Annotated in this window: 18 protein-coding genes; 6 read left to right on the plus strand and 12 right to left on the minus strand. The window is 55.6% G+C overall.

From position 1 onward, the window contains the following. The first annotated feature begins 105 nt into the window (after positions 1-105). Positions 106-876 carry a FadR/GntR family transcriptional regulator gene (locus DL239_RS16180; protein WP_167685146.1) on the plus strand — a complete coding sequence of 257 codons (771 nt, stop codon included), beginning with the start codon at positions 106-108 and terminating at the stop codon, positions 874-876. A gap of 178 nt (positions 877-1,054) precedes the next feature. On the opposite strand, the gene DL239_RS21745 is transcribed toward DL239_RS16180, so the two are convergent. Then, positions 1,055-2,662, minus strand: a complete 1,608-nt coding sequence (locus DL239_RS21745; protein ID WP_167685147.1) for an adenylate/guanylate cyclase domain-containing protein — start codon at positions 2,660-2,662, stop codon at positions 1,055-1,057. A gap of 143 nt (positions 2,663-2,805) precedes the next feature. On the opposite strand from DL239_RS21745, the gene DL239_RS16190 reads away from it, so the two are divergent. From DL239_RS16190 to DL239_RS16200, 3 genes are all read left to right on the plus strand, one after another. Beyond that, on the plus strand, positions 2,806-3,579 hold the full coding sequence (locus DL239_RS16190) for a substrate-binding periplasmic protein (RefSeq protein ID WP_167685148.1): 774 nt from the start codon (positions 2,806-2,808) through the stop codon (positions 3,577-3,579). Positions 3,580-3,897: 318 nt separating this feature from the next. Beyond that, entirely contained in the window at positions 3,898-4,803 is a 906-nt protein-coding gene (locus tag DL239_RS16195; RefSeq protein WP_167685149.1) for an alpha/beta fold hydrolase, read from the plus strand. A gap of 133 nt (positions 4,804-4,936) precedes the next feature. Further along, positions 4,937-5,482: a dienelactone hydrolase family protein gene (locus tag DL239_RS16200; protein WP_167685150.1), complete on the plus strand. Its 546-nt coding sequence runs from the start codon at positions 4,937-4,939 to the stop codon at positions 5,480-5,482. On the opposite strand, the gene DL239_RS16205 is transcribed toward DL239_RS16200, so the two are convergent. The 7 genes from DL239_RS16205 to DL239_RS16235 all read right to left on the minus strand — a co-directional run bounded on the left by DL239_RS16205 (position 5,454) and on the right by DL239_RS16235 (position 9,780). Next, a complete protein-coding gene (locus DL239_RS16205) occupies positions 5,454-5,867 on the minus strand; it encodes an ACT domain-containing protein (protein ID WP_167685151.1) in 414 nt (137 codons plus the stop codon). The genes DL239_RS16200 and DL239_RS16205 overlap by 29 nt on opposite strands. 131 nt (positions 5,868-5,998) lie before the next feature. After that, a complete protein-coding gene (locus DL239_RS16210) occupies positions 5,999-6,559 on the minus strand; it encodes a F0F1 ATP synthase subunit B (RefSeq protein ID WP_167685152.1) in 561 nt (186 codons plus the stop codon). 4 nt (positions 6,560-6,563) lie between these two features. Then, entirely contained in the window at positions 6,564-7,112 is a 549-nt protein-coding gene (locus tag DL239_RS16215; RefSeq protein ID WP_167685153.1) for a F0F1 ATP synthase subunit B', read from the minus strand. Between the two features lie 85 nt (positions 7,113-7,197). Further along, complete coding sequence (locus DL239_RS16220; protein WP_138163833.1) at positions 7,198-7,434, minus strand: F0F1 ATP synthase subunit C; 237 nt, start codon at positions 7,432-7,434, stop codon at positions 7,198-7,200. A gap of 82 nt (positions 7,435-7,516) precedes the next feature. After that, complete coding sequence (locus DL239_RS16225; RefSeq protein ID WP_167685154.1) at positions 7,517-8,320, minus strand: F0F1 ATP synthase subunit A; 804 nt, start codon at positions 8,318-8,320, stop codon at positions 7,517-7,519. Next, positions 8,320-8,682, minus strand: a complete 363-nt coding sequence (locus DL239_RS16230; RefSeq protein WP_167685155.1) for an AtpZ/AtpI family protein — start codon at positions 8,680-8,682, stop codon at positions 8,320-8,322. Before DL239_RS16230 ends, DL239_RS16225 begins: the two co-directional genes overlap by 1 nt. 180 nt (positions 8,683-8,862) lie before the next feature. Beyond that, entirely contained in the window at positions 8,863-9,780 is a 918-nt protein-coding gene (locus tag DL239_RS16235) for a DMT family transporter (RefSeq protein WP_167685156.1), read from the minus strand. Positions 9,781-9,866: 86 nt separating this feature from the next. Here DL239_RS16235 and DL239_RS16240 point away from each other — a divergent pair, with 86 nt between their 5' ends. Then, the gene (locus DL239_RS16240) at positions 9,867-10,202 is read left to right on the plus strand and encodes an ArsR/SmtB family transcription factor (RefSeq protein ID WP_167685157.1); all 336 of its coding nucleotides are present in this window, start codon (positions 9,867-9,869) and stop codon (positions 10,200-10,202) included. Between the two features lie 2 nt (positions 10,203-10,204). Here DL239_RS16240 and DL239_RS16245 read toward each other — a convergent pair whose 3' ends face one another. Beyond that, the gene (locus tag DL239_RS16245) at positions 10,205-11,107 is read right to left on the minus strand and encodes a DMT family transporter (protein ID WP_167685158.1); all 903 of its coding nucleotides are present in this window, start codon (positions 11,105-11,107) and stop codon (positions 10,205-10,207) included. After that, entirely contained in the window at positions 11,104-11,982 is an 879-nt protein-coding gene (locus tag DL239_RS16250; protein ID WP_167685159.1) for a LysR family transcriptional regulator, read from the minus strand. Before DL239_RS16250 ends, DL239_RS16245 begins: the two co-directional genes overlap by 4 nt. A 129-nt stretch (positions 11,983-12,111) precedes the next feature. Here DL239_RS16250 and DL239_RS16255 point away from each other — a divergent pair, with 129 nt between their 5' ends. Continuing rightward, positions 12,112-12,693 (plus strand): FMN-dependent NADH-azoreductase, encoded by a 582-nt coding sequence (locus DL239_RS16255; RefSeq protein ID WP_167685160.1) that lies wholly within the window; start codon positions 12,112-12,114, stop codon positions 12,691-12,693. 424 nt (positions 12,694-13,117) lie between these two features. On the opposite strand, the gene DL239_RS16260 is transcribed toward DL239_RS16255, so the two are convergent. Together DL239_RS16260 and DL239_RS16265 are read right to left on the minus strand one after the other, a co-directional pair. Continuing rightward, positions 13,118-13,615 (minus strand): prolyl-tRNA synthetase associated domain-containing protein, encoded by a 498-nt coding sequence (locus tag DL239_RS16260; RefSeq protein WP_439650874.1) that lies wholly within the window; start codon positions 13,613-13,615, stop codon positions 13,118-13,120. Positions 13,616-13,778: 163 nt separating this feature from the next. After that, positions 13,779-15,701: an elongation factor G gene (locus DL239_RS16265; protein WP_167685162.1), complete on the minus strand. Its 1,923-nt coding sequence runs from the start codon at positions 15,699-15,701 to the stop codon at positions 13,779-13,781. Between the last annotated feature and the right edge of the window lie 19 nt (positions 15,702-15,720).

Here is a 15,720-nt window from a genome sequence, read left to right on the forward strand (position 1 = left end):
ACCTAATATTTCAGCATCGTGATAACTCGCGCAATATTCGTTCCCTTGCAGCACTCCGCCACTCGTGGTCAAATGAATTGACCAATTCGCCGCCAAGAGCCTCATATGCCGTTTCAAAAAGTCCAGCCCGAGAAGATCTCTGTCTCTGTCGTCCGCCAGATCGAACAGTTGATCCTGCGCGGCATCCTGTCACCCGGCGAACGCCTGCCCTCTGAACGCGAACTGGCCGAACGGCTCGGCGTCTCTCGCCCCTCACTGCGTGACGCCATATCAGAACTGCAAGAGCGAGGCCTCCTTGCATCCCGCGCCGGGTCCGGCGTGTTCGTTGCCGACGTCCTCGGCTCCGCCTTCTCACCAGCGCTGATCCAACTGTTCGCCAGCCACCACGAGGCAGTGTTCGACTACCTCTCCTTCCGCCGCGATATGGAGGGCCTCGCCGCCGAACGCGCAGCACGTTTCGGCTCTGACGCCGATCTCGCGCTTATCCAGACTATATTCGACAAGATGGTCGCCGCCGGTGACCCATCCCTGTCAGACGAGGCCGCCAATCTGGACGCCCAGTTCCACTCGGCCATCATGGATGCCAGCCACAACGTGATCATGCTGCATATGATGCGGTCAATGTTCGACTTGCTGCGCGAAGGCGTGTTTTACAACCGGCGGATCATGTTCAGCCAACACATCACCTATGACGCCCTGCTGGAACAACACCGCGCCATCAACGCCGCCCTACAAGCCCGCGACCCCATCGCCGCCCGCACCGCGGTTGAGACCCACCTAGACTACGTCCAGCAAGCGCTAAGCGACCACCAAAAAGCCGAAGCCAACGCCGCCATAGCGCAACAGCGACTACAGCATGAAGCTGAGAAAGGGTGAGGTGATTGGCGTGCCATTAGTCCCATGTTTTCAACAATTAGCGCAAAAATCTGAAGTTCGAATATTTCCTCACAAGTGACATTTCCATCCCGAAACAGACACTCGTTTTGCTTGCCAGGCCTACAGCGTAAATCATGCGGAAAAGGGGGGAGCTTTCTTGGGGTAGACTGATTACTGTCTATCCATCTTGATCTCGTCGCGGATCTCCAGTTGTTCGGTCTTCACATGACAGCTGTTTTAACGCCTGCTGTAGGATCGAAGCGGCCTTGTCCCGCTCATCTGATGTCATTTGGTTGGTGTTGAATTTAATCGTGAGCGACGGGAGACTTTCGTAGAAATGCCCCGTTTCGCGCTGGTCTACATCTACGGTATCTACAACCTGGTAAGTGCTTATTGGATAGGCAATGCCTTTAACCTCAACTTTATCGCGCTCGCGACAGCAGATTTCCTCTGACACCAGAGCATAGGTTTCATAAGAAATCAGAATCCCGCCCGGAGGGGCAATTGCTTCCAACCGGGCGGCAGTGTTCACCGCTCCTCCGATGATGGTGTAATCCAGTCGATCATCGCTGCCGAAGTTGCCAACGGTGCAATATCCGGTGTTGATCCCCATCCTGACCTGTAATGGTTTTTCGATACCCGATTGGCGCCAGATATCGGCCAGTTCCCGCATACGTCGTTGCATTTCAATCGCCATGCGCACGCAGGCCAGCGCATCCTGCTGAACACCTTTGGTTTCTGGGTCCCCAAAGAAAATCATGATGGCGTCCCCAACGTATTTGTCGATGGTCGCACCATGCTCAAACGCAATCTGGGACATCTCGGTCAAATAGCGGTTCAACAGCTGCGTGAGTTCCTCAGACTCCATCCGATCGGCCGTTTCTGTGAATGCGACGATGTCCGAGAAAAACACGGTCAGCTTCTTTCTTGCCGAGGTGCGCACCACCTTTTGGCTGCCTGAAAATATGGAATCGTAGATTTGCGGTGAAAGGTATTTGGCGAGCTGACTGGACAACTGCTCCATTTGCCGACTTTTGATGGCCAGTTCTTCGGTCCGCTCAATAACCCGTTCTTCGAAAGTGTCACGCGCGGACCTTAGTTCTGTTTCGTAGTCCTGCTGGCGGGTCTGCATTTGGTTATAAGCGTTGATAACCTGCCCCAGTTCGTCGGTGCTGTTCCAGATCACTTTCTTCGGGCTGGCAGCCGTGCGCTTCTCGTCAATAGACGACAACAGCCGTTGCAGCGGCTGCCCAACAATACGGCGCAGCGCAAACAGCGCCGATGCAACCTCGATTGACACCGCAACCAATGCAACGACTGCGGCGATCACGAGCCGTTTTCGGGTGTTCTCTCTGACAAATTGTCTGGTGGCTATCAGCTCCAATGCCCCGATCATGCGGTCGCCATTTCCGGCATTGTAGAGGATGTCTTGGGAGAGCGGAATGAGTTCAGAAGGAGAGGCATTATCGGGCACACTTCCAGCCGCACTCATCACATTTCCTTTCTCATCAAACACTGTTGCGGAGAAAATTTCGAGGTTTGTGACAACAGCCTGAAGACTCAGAAGGATCTGATCACGATCAAGGTTCCAAACTGGATTGGAGAGCGCGGCAGCCTGAGTCCGGATGATGCCTTTCAACGTCTGCTGCAACTGGTCTACCGATGTCCGATGTGCAAGCAGCTCGATCACGGAAAACACCCCAGCTACAGATAAGAATATCAGCGGGATGGTAATGCGCAGGAATTTACCGCGCAGTGTCTGGAGCGCCTTTTGCTTCGAACGCATGGTGCCCTTTCATAGATCGGCGAAGCAGACCGCAATTGGGCCGGACTAACGTTGTGTTCGAGCTACATAATAGGGCGATTTGGTCAGGCCGGCCAAAATACATGGAACGAAGGCCTGCTAGTTGCAGTGAAAGGAATATCAAAATGCGCGCGCTACAAGCCATCTTCGTTTCACTTCTGCTTGCCTTGGTCAGTTTTTCTGCCACGGCTCAGGAAACTCTCCGGATTGGCTACTTCGATATTCCACCACATGTCACTGGGGTTAAGGATGGTAGACCTCGCGGAGCCGCTATTAGTTACTTCGAAGAGCACATTGCGCCACGTTTAGGTTTGCCATTTGAATGGGCAACCGAAGTGACCGCCCCCACCCGACTGATGAGTCAACTGAAAGAGGGGGAAATCGACGCGATGATTTTCCTTGGGAAAACAGATGAGCGCACGCAGATATTTCACTATCCCAACCCCTATCTTATTATCCCTGAGGCCATCGCCCTAAAGGTAGAGAACCCGCTTGAGCGGATCAGCTCCATTGACGAGCTTTATGGTCAAAGACTTGGTTTCTTGGTCGGCGGGCGCATCCCAGAACCCCTGCAATCTGACCAGATCACATATGATTTAATAGCTGGAAAGCGTCTTATGGAGCGGAATGTTGAAAAGCTGCTGATGGGACGTATTGACGGAATATATGCTCCGCTTTCAACAGCAGTTTCGAACATTCTTGAGGACACCGGCGCGTTCGACGAAGTCAAGCTGGTGCCGATAGAGTTTCTGGCCCCTGTCGAGATTTACACCGTTTTTTCCAAGCAAACCGTCCAACTCGACACTATTGATCGCTACAACACCGCATTGGCAGCTGCCTCAGCTGAGGTCGAATACAAAGAGTATCTGAAGGGTTATTTGTCTACCGCTCCAGACTAATCACGAAAGAAAACTCTTAATCCGCGAAGTCCAATCAGAAAGGCCGTTTTCAACGTTGGCCTCGAAGTTTCGCACAGAGCCGGTCATTTGGTGACAAAACGTTCAGCCGACGCAACTGTAAAAAGGTCAATTTCTCCGCACTGATGCCGGTTGAAAACTGTAGAATGCGACACACTGGGCTCAAAGAAGACCTATACAATTGTCACCTACAAAAGACAGAAACCAACGCCGCCATAACGCGCAATCATCGACCTTTCACCAATGTCTGCTTTTACCTAAGGTACGGGGAAGTGTACCCAATGACCTGCTGGAAAGATGATGCTGAATAGTTTTAGCGATGACATAATCGAACTGCCATCCGGCATAAAATTGCGAGTAAGATGCGCAGGCAATGGACCTGTTGTCTTGCTGCTGCACGGATATCCTCAAACCCATGTGTGCTGGCACAAGGTCGCTCCGCTACTTGTTGATGCAGGGTTTTCGGTCGTGCTCAGCGACCTGCGTGGCTACGGCGATTCAGATAAACCACCATCTGATGAAAACCATTTGCCCTATTCCAAGCGAGCTATGGCAGCAGATCAGGCCGAACTAATGCGGCATCTGGGGCATGAAACCTATTTTGTCGCAGGGCATGATCGCGGTGCACGCGTTGCCCATCGACTTGCCCGAGATTTTCCCGATGCAGTTGCGGCGGTATCGTTTCTGGACATCGTGCCGACCGAGCATATGTACGCGCATACGGAACAAACCTTCGCTACCGGCTATTACCACTGGTTCTTTTTGATACAACCCGCGCCTTTGCCTGAGCGGTTAATCGGTAACGAGCCCGGCTTCTACCTTACCTCCAAGCTTAGTGCCTGGAGCAAGGGCAACGACAGCGCATTTGAAAGCGAAGCTGTCGCGGAATATATCCGCTGCTTTGATGCCGCATCCATCCATGCAACCTGCGAAGATTACCGGGCGGGTGCATCCGTTGATTTACAGCATGATGCACATGATCAAGGAACTTTGTTGAAGATGCCAGTGCAGGCCTTGTGGGGGCAAAAAGGACTGGTTGCAAAGCTCTACAACGTGCCTGAGGTCTGGCAAGGCTATGCTGAGAATGTGGTAGGTGAGGCCATGCCATGCGGACATTTCCTACCAGAAGAAGCGCCCGAACAAACAGCCAATGCACTGGTTGATTTCTTCAAAAGCAGTGACAGTAGCAAGGCTGAAGGATCGTAAAGCGGCCATCGGTAGAGACCGTGGAATTGCTCACCAAGGCCTCATTTCAAACCTGCTGACCATAGTCACCAACCAAGTGATCTAGGCCAACGCCCGGATTGCAGATCGCGTTGCCGCACAATACTACCGGCGCATGAAACTCTATGTCATCACAGATATTCACAACAAGCCCACTCAGAACCAGTGCTTTTCTACAGGCATAATAGGCTCCGCCCAAGTGATCAGGCTGGCGTTGAATGAGCTGTCTGGTCGGCCAGAACTGACCGGAGAGGCCTTGCATCAGCATCTATTTCGTCACGGAGGCATGGACGACGTTGTAACTGCTCTCAAACAGATCCTGAAGGGAGAGTTTGCAGGTTTGGGCTACAGCGCCGGTGGCACAGCCCTTTGGCGCGCTGCCGCAGTAGGATGCTCTTTCACCGCACTGTTCTGCGTTTCCTCGACCCGCCTCCGAGACGAAACAGCGATTGCTGCACCGAACCATGTGTTTTTCGGTAGCGAAGACCAAGGAAAGCCATCCTCGCAGTGGTTCGCAACCGTCCCAGATCAGTCCACAGTATTCGAAGACGCCGGGCATACATATTACCTTCACCCATCATCCGCCGCTGCACATGAAACCCAAGCCCAAATTTCAGCTCGCATGATGCTCTCTACTGCTGTTCCTCGTTCTGCAAACTGACCAGCACCTGCATTGCCTGCTCGCTCATCTCAGCGGGCACAAAGACATGATCATGATGATAAGCCGCCACCATATTGCAGGGGATACCGACCTCCCCCAGCGCATTGGACACAGCCGCTGTCAAACCAACGCCTTGCAACGACGAATAAACGTTCAGGGTAATACAGCACATTTCATCTTCAACACTGATGCCCGCGCCCTTAGCCACATCGACAGGAAGGATCAACGATATCCCTTCCGACTCTTTGAAGACAGAGATTGCCTGCTGGATTAGATCGCCTTGATCCTTGCCATCTGGGAAAGTCGCAAACACAAAGCCCCCAAGTTGCAGTTCTGGGGTCATATTGGAAATCATGTCTGACTTGGTTTCTGCAATGTTGCCCATGAATGCGTCCTTTAGATAATCAACCAAACAACAAAACCAGTGTAGGCCACGCATTCATCTACACCACCCCAAAAGCAAAAGACCCAGGCCAAGGCCCGGGTCTCTTTGATCTCGTCAGTGTGGCCCGCAGCTTAGTGCAGCTTGGCGTCCACGTCTGTGATAGCCGCGTCGATCAGCTTGTTGGCTTCGGTTGCGGTCATCTGCTTGGCGATAACCTGATCCGCTGCCGCAATGGCAATGGTGATTGCCTGATCGCGCACGTCTTTGACCGCAGCAGCCTGGGCCGAGGTGATCTGATCTTCGGCGGCAGCCAGACGGCGTGCAATCGAAGTTTCCAGATCGGCTTTGGCCTGTTCCGCCGCAGCAGAGGCATCTTCGCGGGCTGCCGCAACGATGCGGTCGGCCTGATCCTGAACCTCTTTGTGCTTACGCTCATAAGACGCCAGAACAGTCTGGGCCTCTTCACGCAGCGCACGGGCTTCGTCCAGCTCGGACTGAATACCAGCAGCGCGGTTGTCCAACTGACCACCCAGCATGCCAGGTACTTTGACCAGCAACAGGATACCTACGAACAGCAGGAATGCCAGCCACACAACAAAGTTGGTGTTCGCCATCGAGAAGAAAGGACCCGATGCAGCCAGCGCAGGGCTTGCAGCACCAAATGTCAGGGCAAGAGCAATAATAGTACGCATGGTCTTATCCTTTCATCCGGTTAGAAACAGCCGCAGCAATTGCTTTGGCGTCAGCTTTGCCGCCCAGGGCAGCTACAACTTCGGCAGCAGTATCGTTGGCAACAGCGGTGATGCTGTCCAGCGCGCCTGCTTTGATCTCAGCAATGGCTTTCTCAGACTCAGCCGCCTTGGCAGCAATGTCTACGTCAGCCTGAGCAATCGCTTCGTCCAGACCGGCCTGAATTTCGGCACGGGTTTCAGCAGCGATACGCTGAGCTTCGGCACGGGCATCCGCCAGCGCCTTGTTATATACGTTTTCAGCCTCGACCGCTTTGGCTTTGAGATCCTCAGCCGCTGCGATGTCATTGGTGATGGTTCCCTGACGCTCGGCCAGAACTGCCGCAATACGAGGCAGCGCAACGCGCGACAGGATAAAGTAGATCGCTACGATCGCGACCGCGAGCCAGAAGATCTGGTTCGAAAAGGTAGAGAAGTCCAGCTGCGGCATCGAAGATCCGCCACCGTGGGCGGCCTCGGCTGCACCGTGACTAGCCTCTTGCGTAGTTGATGCCATGTCGTCCTCCAAAGGAACTTGCCGTTACATCGGGCAGTACGTTGATCGCACTGCCCGACCGTAAGGATTTAGGTTCCGTAGAGTCTTAGACTGCGAACATCAGCAGCAGAGCGACCAGGAACGAGAAGATGCCCAGGGCTTCTGCAAAGGCGATGCCGATGAACAGAGTAGCAGTTTGGCCAGCAGCGGCCGAAGGGTTGCGCAGTGCGCCTGCCAGGAAGTTACCAGCTACGTGGCCAACACCGATCGCGGCTGCGCCGGAACCGATTGCTGCCAAGCCTGCGCCGATGAACTGACCCATTTCTGCGATATTACCTTCCATGTGTATTTCTCCTTACGATGGAATGTTTTGATTAGGATTGGATGGGTCTGACGACCCAGCCGGTAAACTTTCAGATCCTGCCTTAGTGGCTCGGGTGCAATGCATCCTTCAGATACACACAAGTCAGGATGGTGAAGACATATGCCTGGATAAAGGCCACCAGGACCTCAAGGGCGTAAACTGCGGTGATCGCAAAGATCGGCAGGAAGCTGAACAGACCCAGTGCGCCAGCAAAGCCTGCGAACACTTTCAGAACCGCGTGGCCCGCCATGATGTTGCCGCCCAAACGAATGGAGTGGCTCACGGGGCGCACAAAGTACGAGATCAGCTCGATGATAGCGAGGATCGGACGCAGGGCCAGTGGCGCGCTGGATACCCAGAACAGACCCAGGAAGCCTGCACCGTTCTTGACGAAACCAACGATAGTCACAGTCAGGAACACCAGCATCGCCAGTACAGCTGTAACCGCGATGTGCGACGTTGTTGCAAAGCTCTGCGGGATCAGACCCAGTGCGTTGGACATTACGATGAACATGAACAGGGTCATGATATATGGGAAGAACTTGACGGCGTCCTTGCCAGCAACGTCTTCGACCATTTTGTAAACAAAGCCATAGGCCAGCTCAGCAATCGACTGACCGCGCGAAGGAACGATTGCACGGCGCGAAGAACCCATCACCATCAGCGCGAAAACAGCGGCTACAGCCAGCAGCAGCCACAAGGTAGCGTTTGTTGGGGTGTACCAGGAAATCTCACCGTGGCCAAACAGCGGCTGAACGATGAACTGCTCCATCGGGTGGATCTGCAGGCCAGCCTGCTCGGGCGCGAAAATCAGGCCGGAAACAACGGCCAGTGCCAAAGCCACGTAAAAGAAAATCTTACCCATCAGTCCGCTTCTCCTGTCGCCGGGGGCTCACCCCGGTCTTTCGCATTTTTTTCGGCCTCGTCGGCCATTGTCTTTTCCTGGATCTCTTGCGCGCTGCGAAGCATAGTCTTCACCCCGGCCGCAAGACCCAGCATTATAAACAGCACCATGAAGATCGGGAGAGTCCCGAACAGGCTATCCAGCCCGTATCCGATGCCAAAGCCGATCCCTAGACCGGCAACTAATTCTATTACCATCCGCCAGGCCATATTGGCCATCGAGTAGTGTTCATCCGCGCGCGGCTTGGGCTCTTGGGCCTTACGCGCCGCTGCGAGGCGATCCTCGAGCTGCGCCATGCGCTGCTTTTGATCGTCATCTGTCACGGCGCCATCCTCACGCGAAATCTGTCTGTGGTGCTAAGGGCCTAGGAGCACAGAGTCAATTATTCAATTGTTAGCGCCGAAATTTCACCAAGTCGTTGTTATATAGAGCATTTTAGCGAAAAAGAAACACGGGCGGGCGCCGCAGTTTGCGGCGCCCGTGCCCAAATGGAGGTGAATCTGTTATTCAACCGTTGGGTTGATTTTGGTTTCTACAGGGGTTGGTCGCATTGCGCGCACTATCCGACCGTCGATCAGCAGCAACCCCGCCAAGATTGCCGCCATCCCCATCAGATGTGCAGGCAACAAAGTTTCACCTAAAATCCAGCTCCCGAGGATCAGGGCTGAAATCGGCGCAATAAATGTAACCATGGTGATATTGGTTGGCCCCACTCTGGGCAGCGCCCAGTAGAACAGGATGAAGGCTGCCGAGGTTAAGATGAACCCAATAACGGCCAGCGAGGCCCACGTCTCAACCTTCGTGATCACCGGAAAACCCTCGCTCCATAGGGCCAGCGGAATGATCGCAATCGTCGCTCCGGTCAGGGCCAGGGCAACCAGCACAACCGGCTCCATATCACGAAAGGCGCGCGCCAGATTGACCGACAACGCATAGCAAAGAGGTGCACATAGCGTCAGCAGCACGGCCCAAAGCGCTGAGGTCTGACCAGATTGCAGCACCGGCAGCGATAGGACCACGATACCGCCAATACCGCAGAGCACGCCGAATGACTTAAGCACGGTGGCGCGCTCGCCGCCGGGCCAGAAATGCGAAACCACAACGGCAAAGGCTGGGGTGATGGCGTTGATGATGCCGGCCACACCACTGGCGATGTGTTGTTGGCCCAGCGCGTAGAAGGCAAATGGCGCGGCATAGCTCAGCACACCAAATCCCAGCAACGCCACGGCTCGGCGCAAAGTGATCTTTACCGGCTTGCGAGCAGCCAGCACATAGATCCAGCAGCCCAGCGCGCCCAGACCAACCCGGCCCATCGAAACAGACAACGGCCCCAGCTCGCGCAGCAGGATGGCGTTGAACATGAACGACATGCCCCAGCCGATGCCCAGAACAAAAATCACCGCCCAATATTTAAGTGCCATTGCGCCTATCCCCGTGCTGCAGGCGCTCTTATGACCGCAAACCATCGGGATTGTCGATCCGGAACTTGCGGTTTAGAGGTAGGCGCATGAGTGACCCGCTTGATACCGTCTTTGCCGCATTGGCTGATCCCACCCGCAGGGCGATCCTGACTATGCTGTTAGAGGATGATATGGCGGTGACCGATGTTGCCGAACCGTTCGAGATTTCACTGGCAGCAATTTCCAAACACCTGATGATCCTTGGCCGCGCCGGCCTGATCGCGCAGGAAAAACGTGGCCGGGTGAAATGGTGCAAACTGCAACCCGACGCCATGCGCAACGCCAGCATCTGGATGCAGGGCTTTGGCCAGTTTGAACCGGTTCATCTAGAGGCATTCGAGCGGTTTCTGGCGGCCGAGCTACCGGATACCGCTCAAGACTAAGGTCAGGCTTTGACCTGCTTTGGCTTGGTATGATCCTCAAGCAGCATCACCAGTGCGATCACTGTCATCACAATCCCCACCAAGACCATCCCGGCCGGGGCGGGACGACCCTGAGCGATTTCCCAAATGATAACCCAACTGGGGGTCAGATAGGTATAGGCCATCACCTTGGCCGACGGCAGATGCAGTGTGGCAAACTGCAACAACACAAAGGTGGCAGAACTGGCGCATATCGCCAGATAGCCAAGCCCAATCCAGACAATTGTTGGCAGGTTCATCCAGTCTGTGGCGCGGATTTCAGACCAACCAAACACCAGCAGGATTGCGGCACCGGCCACCAGCATTCCAAATGTAAACACCACCGGCGGCTCACCCCGGTTCAATTTACGCACCAGCGGCGTATAGACTGCATGCGCCACGCAGCCCCAGAAATAGATCGCCTCGCCAGTGCCTAGTTGAAACGCACCAAGCGCCGCCCAGTCCGCGTCAAATATCACCCACAAAGCTCCGGCCCCACCGATAGCCAGCGCCAAGGCCATGCGCGGCGTCGTGACCTGACGCAGCAAGAACCACCCCGCAATTGCGCTTAGCACCGGGGTAAGGGTGAACACCGCAGCCGCACTGACCGGTGCAGCGGTTTTGAGCCCATAGAACATCAGCACAAAATAGCCAGCGAACATGCCACCCAGCAGCATATACCGCCAGGGTGCGCGAAACTGCTCTCTCCGTAACCCGTGGGTGACGCTGGCAACCGTGCCAATCACCACGGCCGCAATGACAAACCGGGCTGCGTTTAGCGCGGCAGGCGTGATCTCATTCGCGATCATGGATCCCAGCGAAAACGACCCGGCCACCAGCGCCGAAAACGCCAGCATCGCCAGATGGCCACGTAGCGCGTTACTCATTTGCACCAGCCCTTGGCGTGTTCCTTCAGGAAGGTCAGAAAGGCCTGCACTTTGGTTGTTCGGTGCAGATCAACATGGGTGACCAGCCACAACGCGCCCTCCCATTCAGCCTGCGGTTCCATCATCTGCACCAGATCCGGATGACGCGCCGCCTCCCAGACGGACATAAACCCGATCCCAGCACCACACAGCACTGCCTCTTGCATGGTAAACCCGTTGGTGCAGCGGAACGTGATCGCCTCAGGCGGAGCATATTCCCGCAGCCATTTGCTGAACGGCGCGCGGCTGTTGTCGTCATCAGAACCGATAAAGCGGTGATTGGAAAAATCCTCGACGCCGTTTAATCTCCCGTGACGTTCAATATAGGCGCTGGAGGCATAAAGACCGATGCGCTGTTTGACGAAAGGTTGCACCACGTTGTCAGGCTGATCAGGGGCGGCCCCAGCCCGGATTGCCACATGCGCCTCACCATATTCCAGCCGGAACAACCGGTCGCCCGTCAGGTACCGTAAGATCAGCCCCGGATGCTGCTCCTGAAATGCCGTCAACACCGGCACCATCATCGGTGCCTGGGTCGCCAGGGATGTCACCACCAGCTCGCCCGAGACATCATCGCCCTGCCCCTTAAGCCGCCCAACCAATTGGCCAAACTGATCATCCGTCGCCTGCGCCACTCTCAGCAGATCAGCACCTGCTTCGGTAGCGGTATAACCGCGGGCATGGCGTTGGAACAGTTTCACGCCCAACCGCGCTTCAATGGCATCGATATGGCGAATGACCGTAGCGTGGTGCACGCCCAGAACCTCAGCAGCGCCACTGACCGTTCCCATACGGGCCACTTGATATGCGGTGCGAACTTCGTCCCAGTTTTCCATTTTCTTGCTCCCTGAATTTCGCGTCGACATACACATTTTCGCACACGACATGTGAGCTATCCATCATTGCGTTCGAAATTGCAATAACCCAAGTAAGTACCAAGCAACACAAACCAAGGATCCAAAGATATGACCCAGACTGTTCTGCACATCGACGCCTCCGCCCGCACCCAAGGCTCCACCTCGCGCGGTCTATCCGCGAAGATCATCGAGCGTTTAAACGCCGACACAGTGATCCGCCGAGATCTGACCAGCGCCCTGCCGCATGTGACTGAGGACTGGATCAACGCCAACTTCACCCCAGCCGACGACCGCGACGCAGCCCAGCGCGATTTGCTTGGCCTGTCCGACCAGTTGGTTGAAGAGGCAAAAGCTGCAGACACTCTGGTGATCGGCGTCCCAATCTACAACTTTGCAGTGCCAGCCAGCCTAAAGGCGTGGATCGACCTGATGGCTCGTGTTGGCCTGACTTTCTCATATACCGAAAACGGCCCCGAAGGATTGCTGAAAGGCAAACGCGCCATCATCGCCGTGGCCTCTGGTGGGACACAGGTTGGTTCAGATATCGATTTTGCGACCGGTTACCTGCGCCATATAATGGGTTTCATTGGCATCACCGATGTGCAGTTTGTAGCTGCCGACGCGCTAATGGCAGATGCAGATGCCGCGATGGCGCGTGCCAACAGTGCAATCGAGGCCCTTGCCGTTTGATCAGACGATCGAATTTGAGTATTTTTAGCAAAAAGAAGCCAAAGGGGCGCACAATCCCCATGCTTCTTTTTGCCTCCCAATACTCATATCGCAACGTTTCCACGCGATCCGCTTTATCAGATAAAGCGTTGCGTGCAGGGCGAACGGTCAACTCATACAGTTTTATCGTTCGCCTGTCATAGTGCAGCCCAATCGCGATTACCGCCGGGCCTGACCCCCCCGGCACCAGGAACAGGGTCCCGAAAAGCTAGGGGCGCGCAGAGACAACGTTTAGCACGCGGGACTGATCTCCCGTCCGCATCCGCTTTGGCGACGTCGCCACTCTTACCATTTTGCCGATCCAACATACGGCATGGCACACTCAATTAGCCTTAGAATTGGCACTTACCGGCATGGCATTCGTCTTGGCGGCAAATAACTTATGTCAAACCCAAGTAACCGCACAGCCGATACGCTCAAAGAAAGCCATCAAATCACTGCGTTTCAGTCCCACGGTCCGGGTGTTCACCAGCGGATGCATATAGATCACATCAGCCTGCTGCGCGGCGCTGTCCATGTAGAACGCCACGTCTTTCTCTACTCCGTTGATCATCGACAAAGGCGTCACCGCACCGGGCAAGATGCCCAGATGCTGCATCAACCGCTCGGGTGAGCCGAACGACAGTTTACCCACACCCAGTTCAGCGCCCAGCTCCTTTAGGTCGATCTTGCGATCCTGCTCTAGCGTCACCAGGTAATTGCGCTTTTTCTTGTCCCGCAGGTACAGATTCTTGACCCGAAGCGCGTTTTCACCGGGCACCACCATCGCCGCCTCGACCTCCTTGGCCTCGCCAACTGAATGCAGCGGAGGGTGTTCGTGCAGGACATATCCCAGCCCCCAGTCATCCAACTGCGCCAGCAGCGCGTCTGAGGAAACAGGCATGCTGTCCAGGTCTAAAGGTGCGTTGTCCATATCAGGTCAGTCCGTCGTAAAACTCTAGTCGGCGCAGATCACGCGGAACCACGGTGAATTGCAAGGGGCAGAACAGCCAAGTGCCCGACCATTTACAGCCGGGCACCTAACAGTCTTGCATCAGCTTGCACTTTTACGCGTCAGCAAAGTCCGCGCGCTTGGCCTCTTGGTAGTGATCGAAGTCAGTGCTGAACCACCCGGTACCGCGGGTGACACTTGCCAGCGAGCTGCACAGCTCATCCTGAACTGCCATCGGCAGCAGGGTTTCAAACACATCCCAACCGGCGGCATCCGGGTTATTTTCAAACCCCAGGATCTGCCCCTTCATACCGCTGACCACCGGCACCAACCCACCGGTGAATACCGTTGGCACATGGATATGCACTCGCATGATCGGTTGCAGCAACACCGGCCCGGCTTCTTTCAAAGCTTCGCGCACCGCGTTCTTACCCGCCGTGCGAAAGGCAAAGTCGGAACTATCTACCGAGTGGTGTTTGCCATCTTTCAGGATCACACAGAGATCATCCACCGGATGGCCGTTCAATCCCTCCGCCAGCGCATCTTTCGCACCAGCCTCGACCGAGGGGATATAGTTCTTGGGCACTGCCCCGCCCTTGATCTGCTCTTCAAACTTGAACCCCCAACCGCGTGGCTGCGGCTTCAGTTCAATCTTGATGTCGGCAAACTGCCCCGCCCCGCCGGATTGCTTGCGGTGACGATGGTGGATTTCAACCGACTGAGTAATCGTTTCACGCAGTTCTGGCGGAACTCTTACCTCTTCGACATCAACACCAAATCCCTGCTTCAGCACGCTCAGTATACGACGCATGTGCAGCGGCCCCTGCGCGTTCAACACCGCATGCCCCGTCTGAGCATGATGTTCGACCACCAGTGCCGGATCGATTTCCCCCATCTTTTCCAGAGCCACTGACAACCGGGCATCATCGCGTTCCCGCACAGGCGTCACCATCCGCCGAAAGGTTGAGGGATGCGGCTGCGCCCACTCTGGCAAGGTCGCGCTGCCATCCCGCATATAGGCATAGCCCATATTCAGATGGTCAGACTTTACTGCCTGCCCCAGATCACCCGACGCAATGCCGCCACCGTTGGATCCTGCTGCTACCCCGGTCAACGATCCCAGCGCCGCGCCGCCAACGGCCGCACCATTGCCCATATCGCCATCCATTGCCCGGACGGTCACCGTCTTACCCAGATGCTTGACCAGATTTGCCAGACAGCCAACCGCAACCACATCGTTGCCCTGTTTCGAGTCCCGCGACAGGCGTTCCAGCGTCACCCCAACACTCGGCACCTCGTGCCGCAAAGATTTCATCAACCGCTGAACCCCATTGCAATGACTGGCCGATCCCAGCAACACCGGCACCAGATCATTGTGCTGCAACACCTTGGTCGCTACATCATATACTTCGGCGGTCAGAACCTGATGATCCTCGATCAGCTCTTCCATCAGATGATCGTCAAAATCCGCCAGCGCCTCCAGCATTTCACCGCGCGCCTCTTGCTCGCGCCCCACCATATCGCCAGGTATCTTGACTAACGCCGAGGGCCGACCCTCGTTATACTTCCACGCCCGTTCAGAGATCAGATCAACCGCCCCCACGACCTCACCATGCTCGCGCATTGGCACCTGTCGCAGCACCAGGTTATGCCGACAATAGGTCTGCAGGGATTCGACAATCCTCGCCACTCGATGCGGGGCCACGTCCATGCGGTTGATAAAAAGAAAGGCGGGGATGCCCGCCTCTTCGATCAACCGCAAATACGGTGCGCTCAGCACCGCCGCCTCAGCATCTGCAGGGACGACCAGCACCGCCGCGTCACTTGCCGCCAATGCAGGCCCCGCCTGCGCCAGATTTTCCGGCCCGCCTGCAATATCAATCGCGGCCCAGTCTTCATTCATAAATCGGAACGGTTGCAACGCCGCCACCTGCGCCACGTCCTGACGCTTGCCCGCCGTGCCCTCCAGCGCGGCCAAAGCTGCCGCAAGTGTCGATTTACCCGACTGCGACGGCCCCAAAATCGTAAATACCCTCATACTCATATTCCTCCTCGGC

This window comes from Parasedimentitalea denitrificans, assembly GCF_011813015.1.
Taxonomy (GTDB): Bacteria; Pseudomonadota; Alphaproteobacteria; order Rhodobacterales; family Rhodobacteraceae; genus Parasedimentitalea; species Parasedimentitalea denitrificans.

What these genes read in the sequence shown, in the direction of transcription:
- DL239_RS16220 (WP_138163833.1), bottom strand. Translation starts at nt 7,434, where the DNA reads ATGGAAGGTAATATCGCAGAAATGGGTCAGTTCATCGGCGCAGGCTTG.
- DL239_RS16250 (WP_167685159.1), bottom strand. Translation starts at nt 11,982, where the DNA reads ATGGAAAACTGGGACGAAGTTCGCACCGCATATCAAGTGGCCCGTATG.
- DL239_RS21745 (WP_167685147.1), bottom strand. Translation starts at nt 2,662, where the DNA reads ATGCGTTCGAAGCAAAAGGCGCTCCAGACACTGCGCGGTAAATTCCTG.
- DL239_RS16210 (WP_167685152.1), bottom strand. Translation starts at nt 6,559, where the DNA reads ATGCGTACTATTATTGCTCTTGCCCTGACATTTGGTGCTGCAAGCCCT.
- DL239_RS16245 (WP_167685158.1), bottom strand. Translation starts at nt 11,107, where the DNA reads ATGAGTAACGCGCTACGTGGCCATCTGGCGATGCTGGCGTTTTCGGCG.
- DL239_RS16240 (WP_167685157.1), top strand. Translation starts at nt 9,867, where the DNA reads ATGAGTGACCCGCTTGATACCGTCTTTGCCGCATTGGCTGATCCCACC.
- DL239_RS16260 (WP_439650874.1), bottom strand. Translation starts at nt 13,615, where the DNA reads ATGCCTGTTTCCTCAGACGCGCTGCTGGCGCAGTTGGATGACTGGGGG.
- DL239_RS16265 (WP_167685162.1), bottom strand. Translation starts at nt 15,701, where the DNA reads ATGAGGGTATTTACGATTTTGGGGCCGTCGCAGTCGGGTAAATCGACA.
- DL239_RS16180 (WP_167685146.1), top strand. Translation starts at nt 106, where the DNA reads ATGCCGTTTCAAAAAGTCCAGCCCGAGAAGATCTCTGTCTCTGTCGTC.
- DL239_RS16190 (WP_167685148.1), top strand. Translation starts at nt 2,806, where the DNA reads ATGCGCGCGCTACAAGCCATCTTCGTTTCACTTCTGCTTGCCTTGGTC.
- DL239_RS16205 (WP_167685151.1), bottom strand. Translation starts at nt 5,867, where the DNA reads ATGGGCAACATTGCAGAAACCAAGTCAGACATGATTTCCAATATGACC.
- DL239_RS16215 (WP_167685153.1), bottom strand. Translation starts at nt 7,112, where the DNA reads ATGGCATCAACTACGCAAGAGGCTAGTCACGGTGCAGCCGAGGCCGCC.
- DL239_RS16235 (WP_167685156.1), bottom strand. Translation starts at nt 9,780, where the DNA reads ATGGCACTTAAATATTGGGCGGTGATTTTTGTTCTGGGCATCGGCTGG.
- DL239_RS16200 (WP_167685150.1), top strand. Translation starts at nt 4,937, where the DNA reads ATGAAACTCTATGTCATCACAGATATTCACAACAAGCCCACTCAGAAC.
- DL239_RS16255 (WP_167685160.1), top strand. Translation starts at nt 12,112, where the DNA reads ATGACCCAGACTGTTCTGCACATCGACGCCTCCGCCCGCACCCAAGGC.
- DL239_RS16225 (WP_167685154.1), bottom strand. Translation starts at nt 8,320, where the DNA reads ATGGGTAAGATTTTCTTTTACGTGGCTTTGGCACTGGCCGTTGTTTCC.
- DL239_RS16195 (WP_167685149.1), top strand. Translation starts at nt 3,898, where the DNA reads ATGCTGAATAGTTTTAGCGATGACATAATCGAACTGCCATCCGGCATA.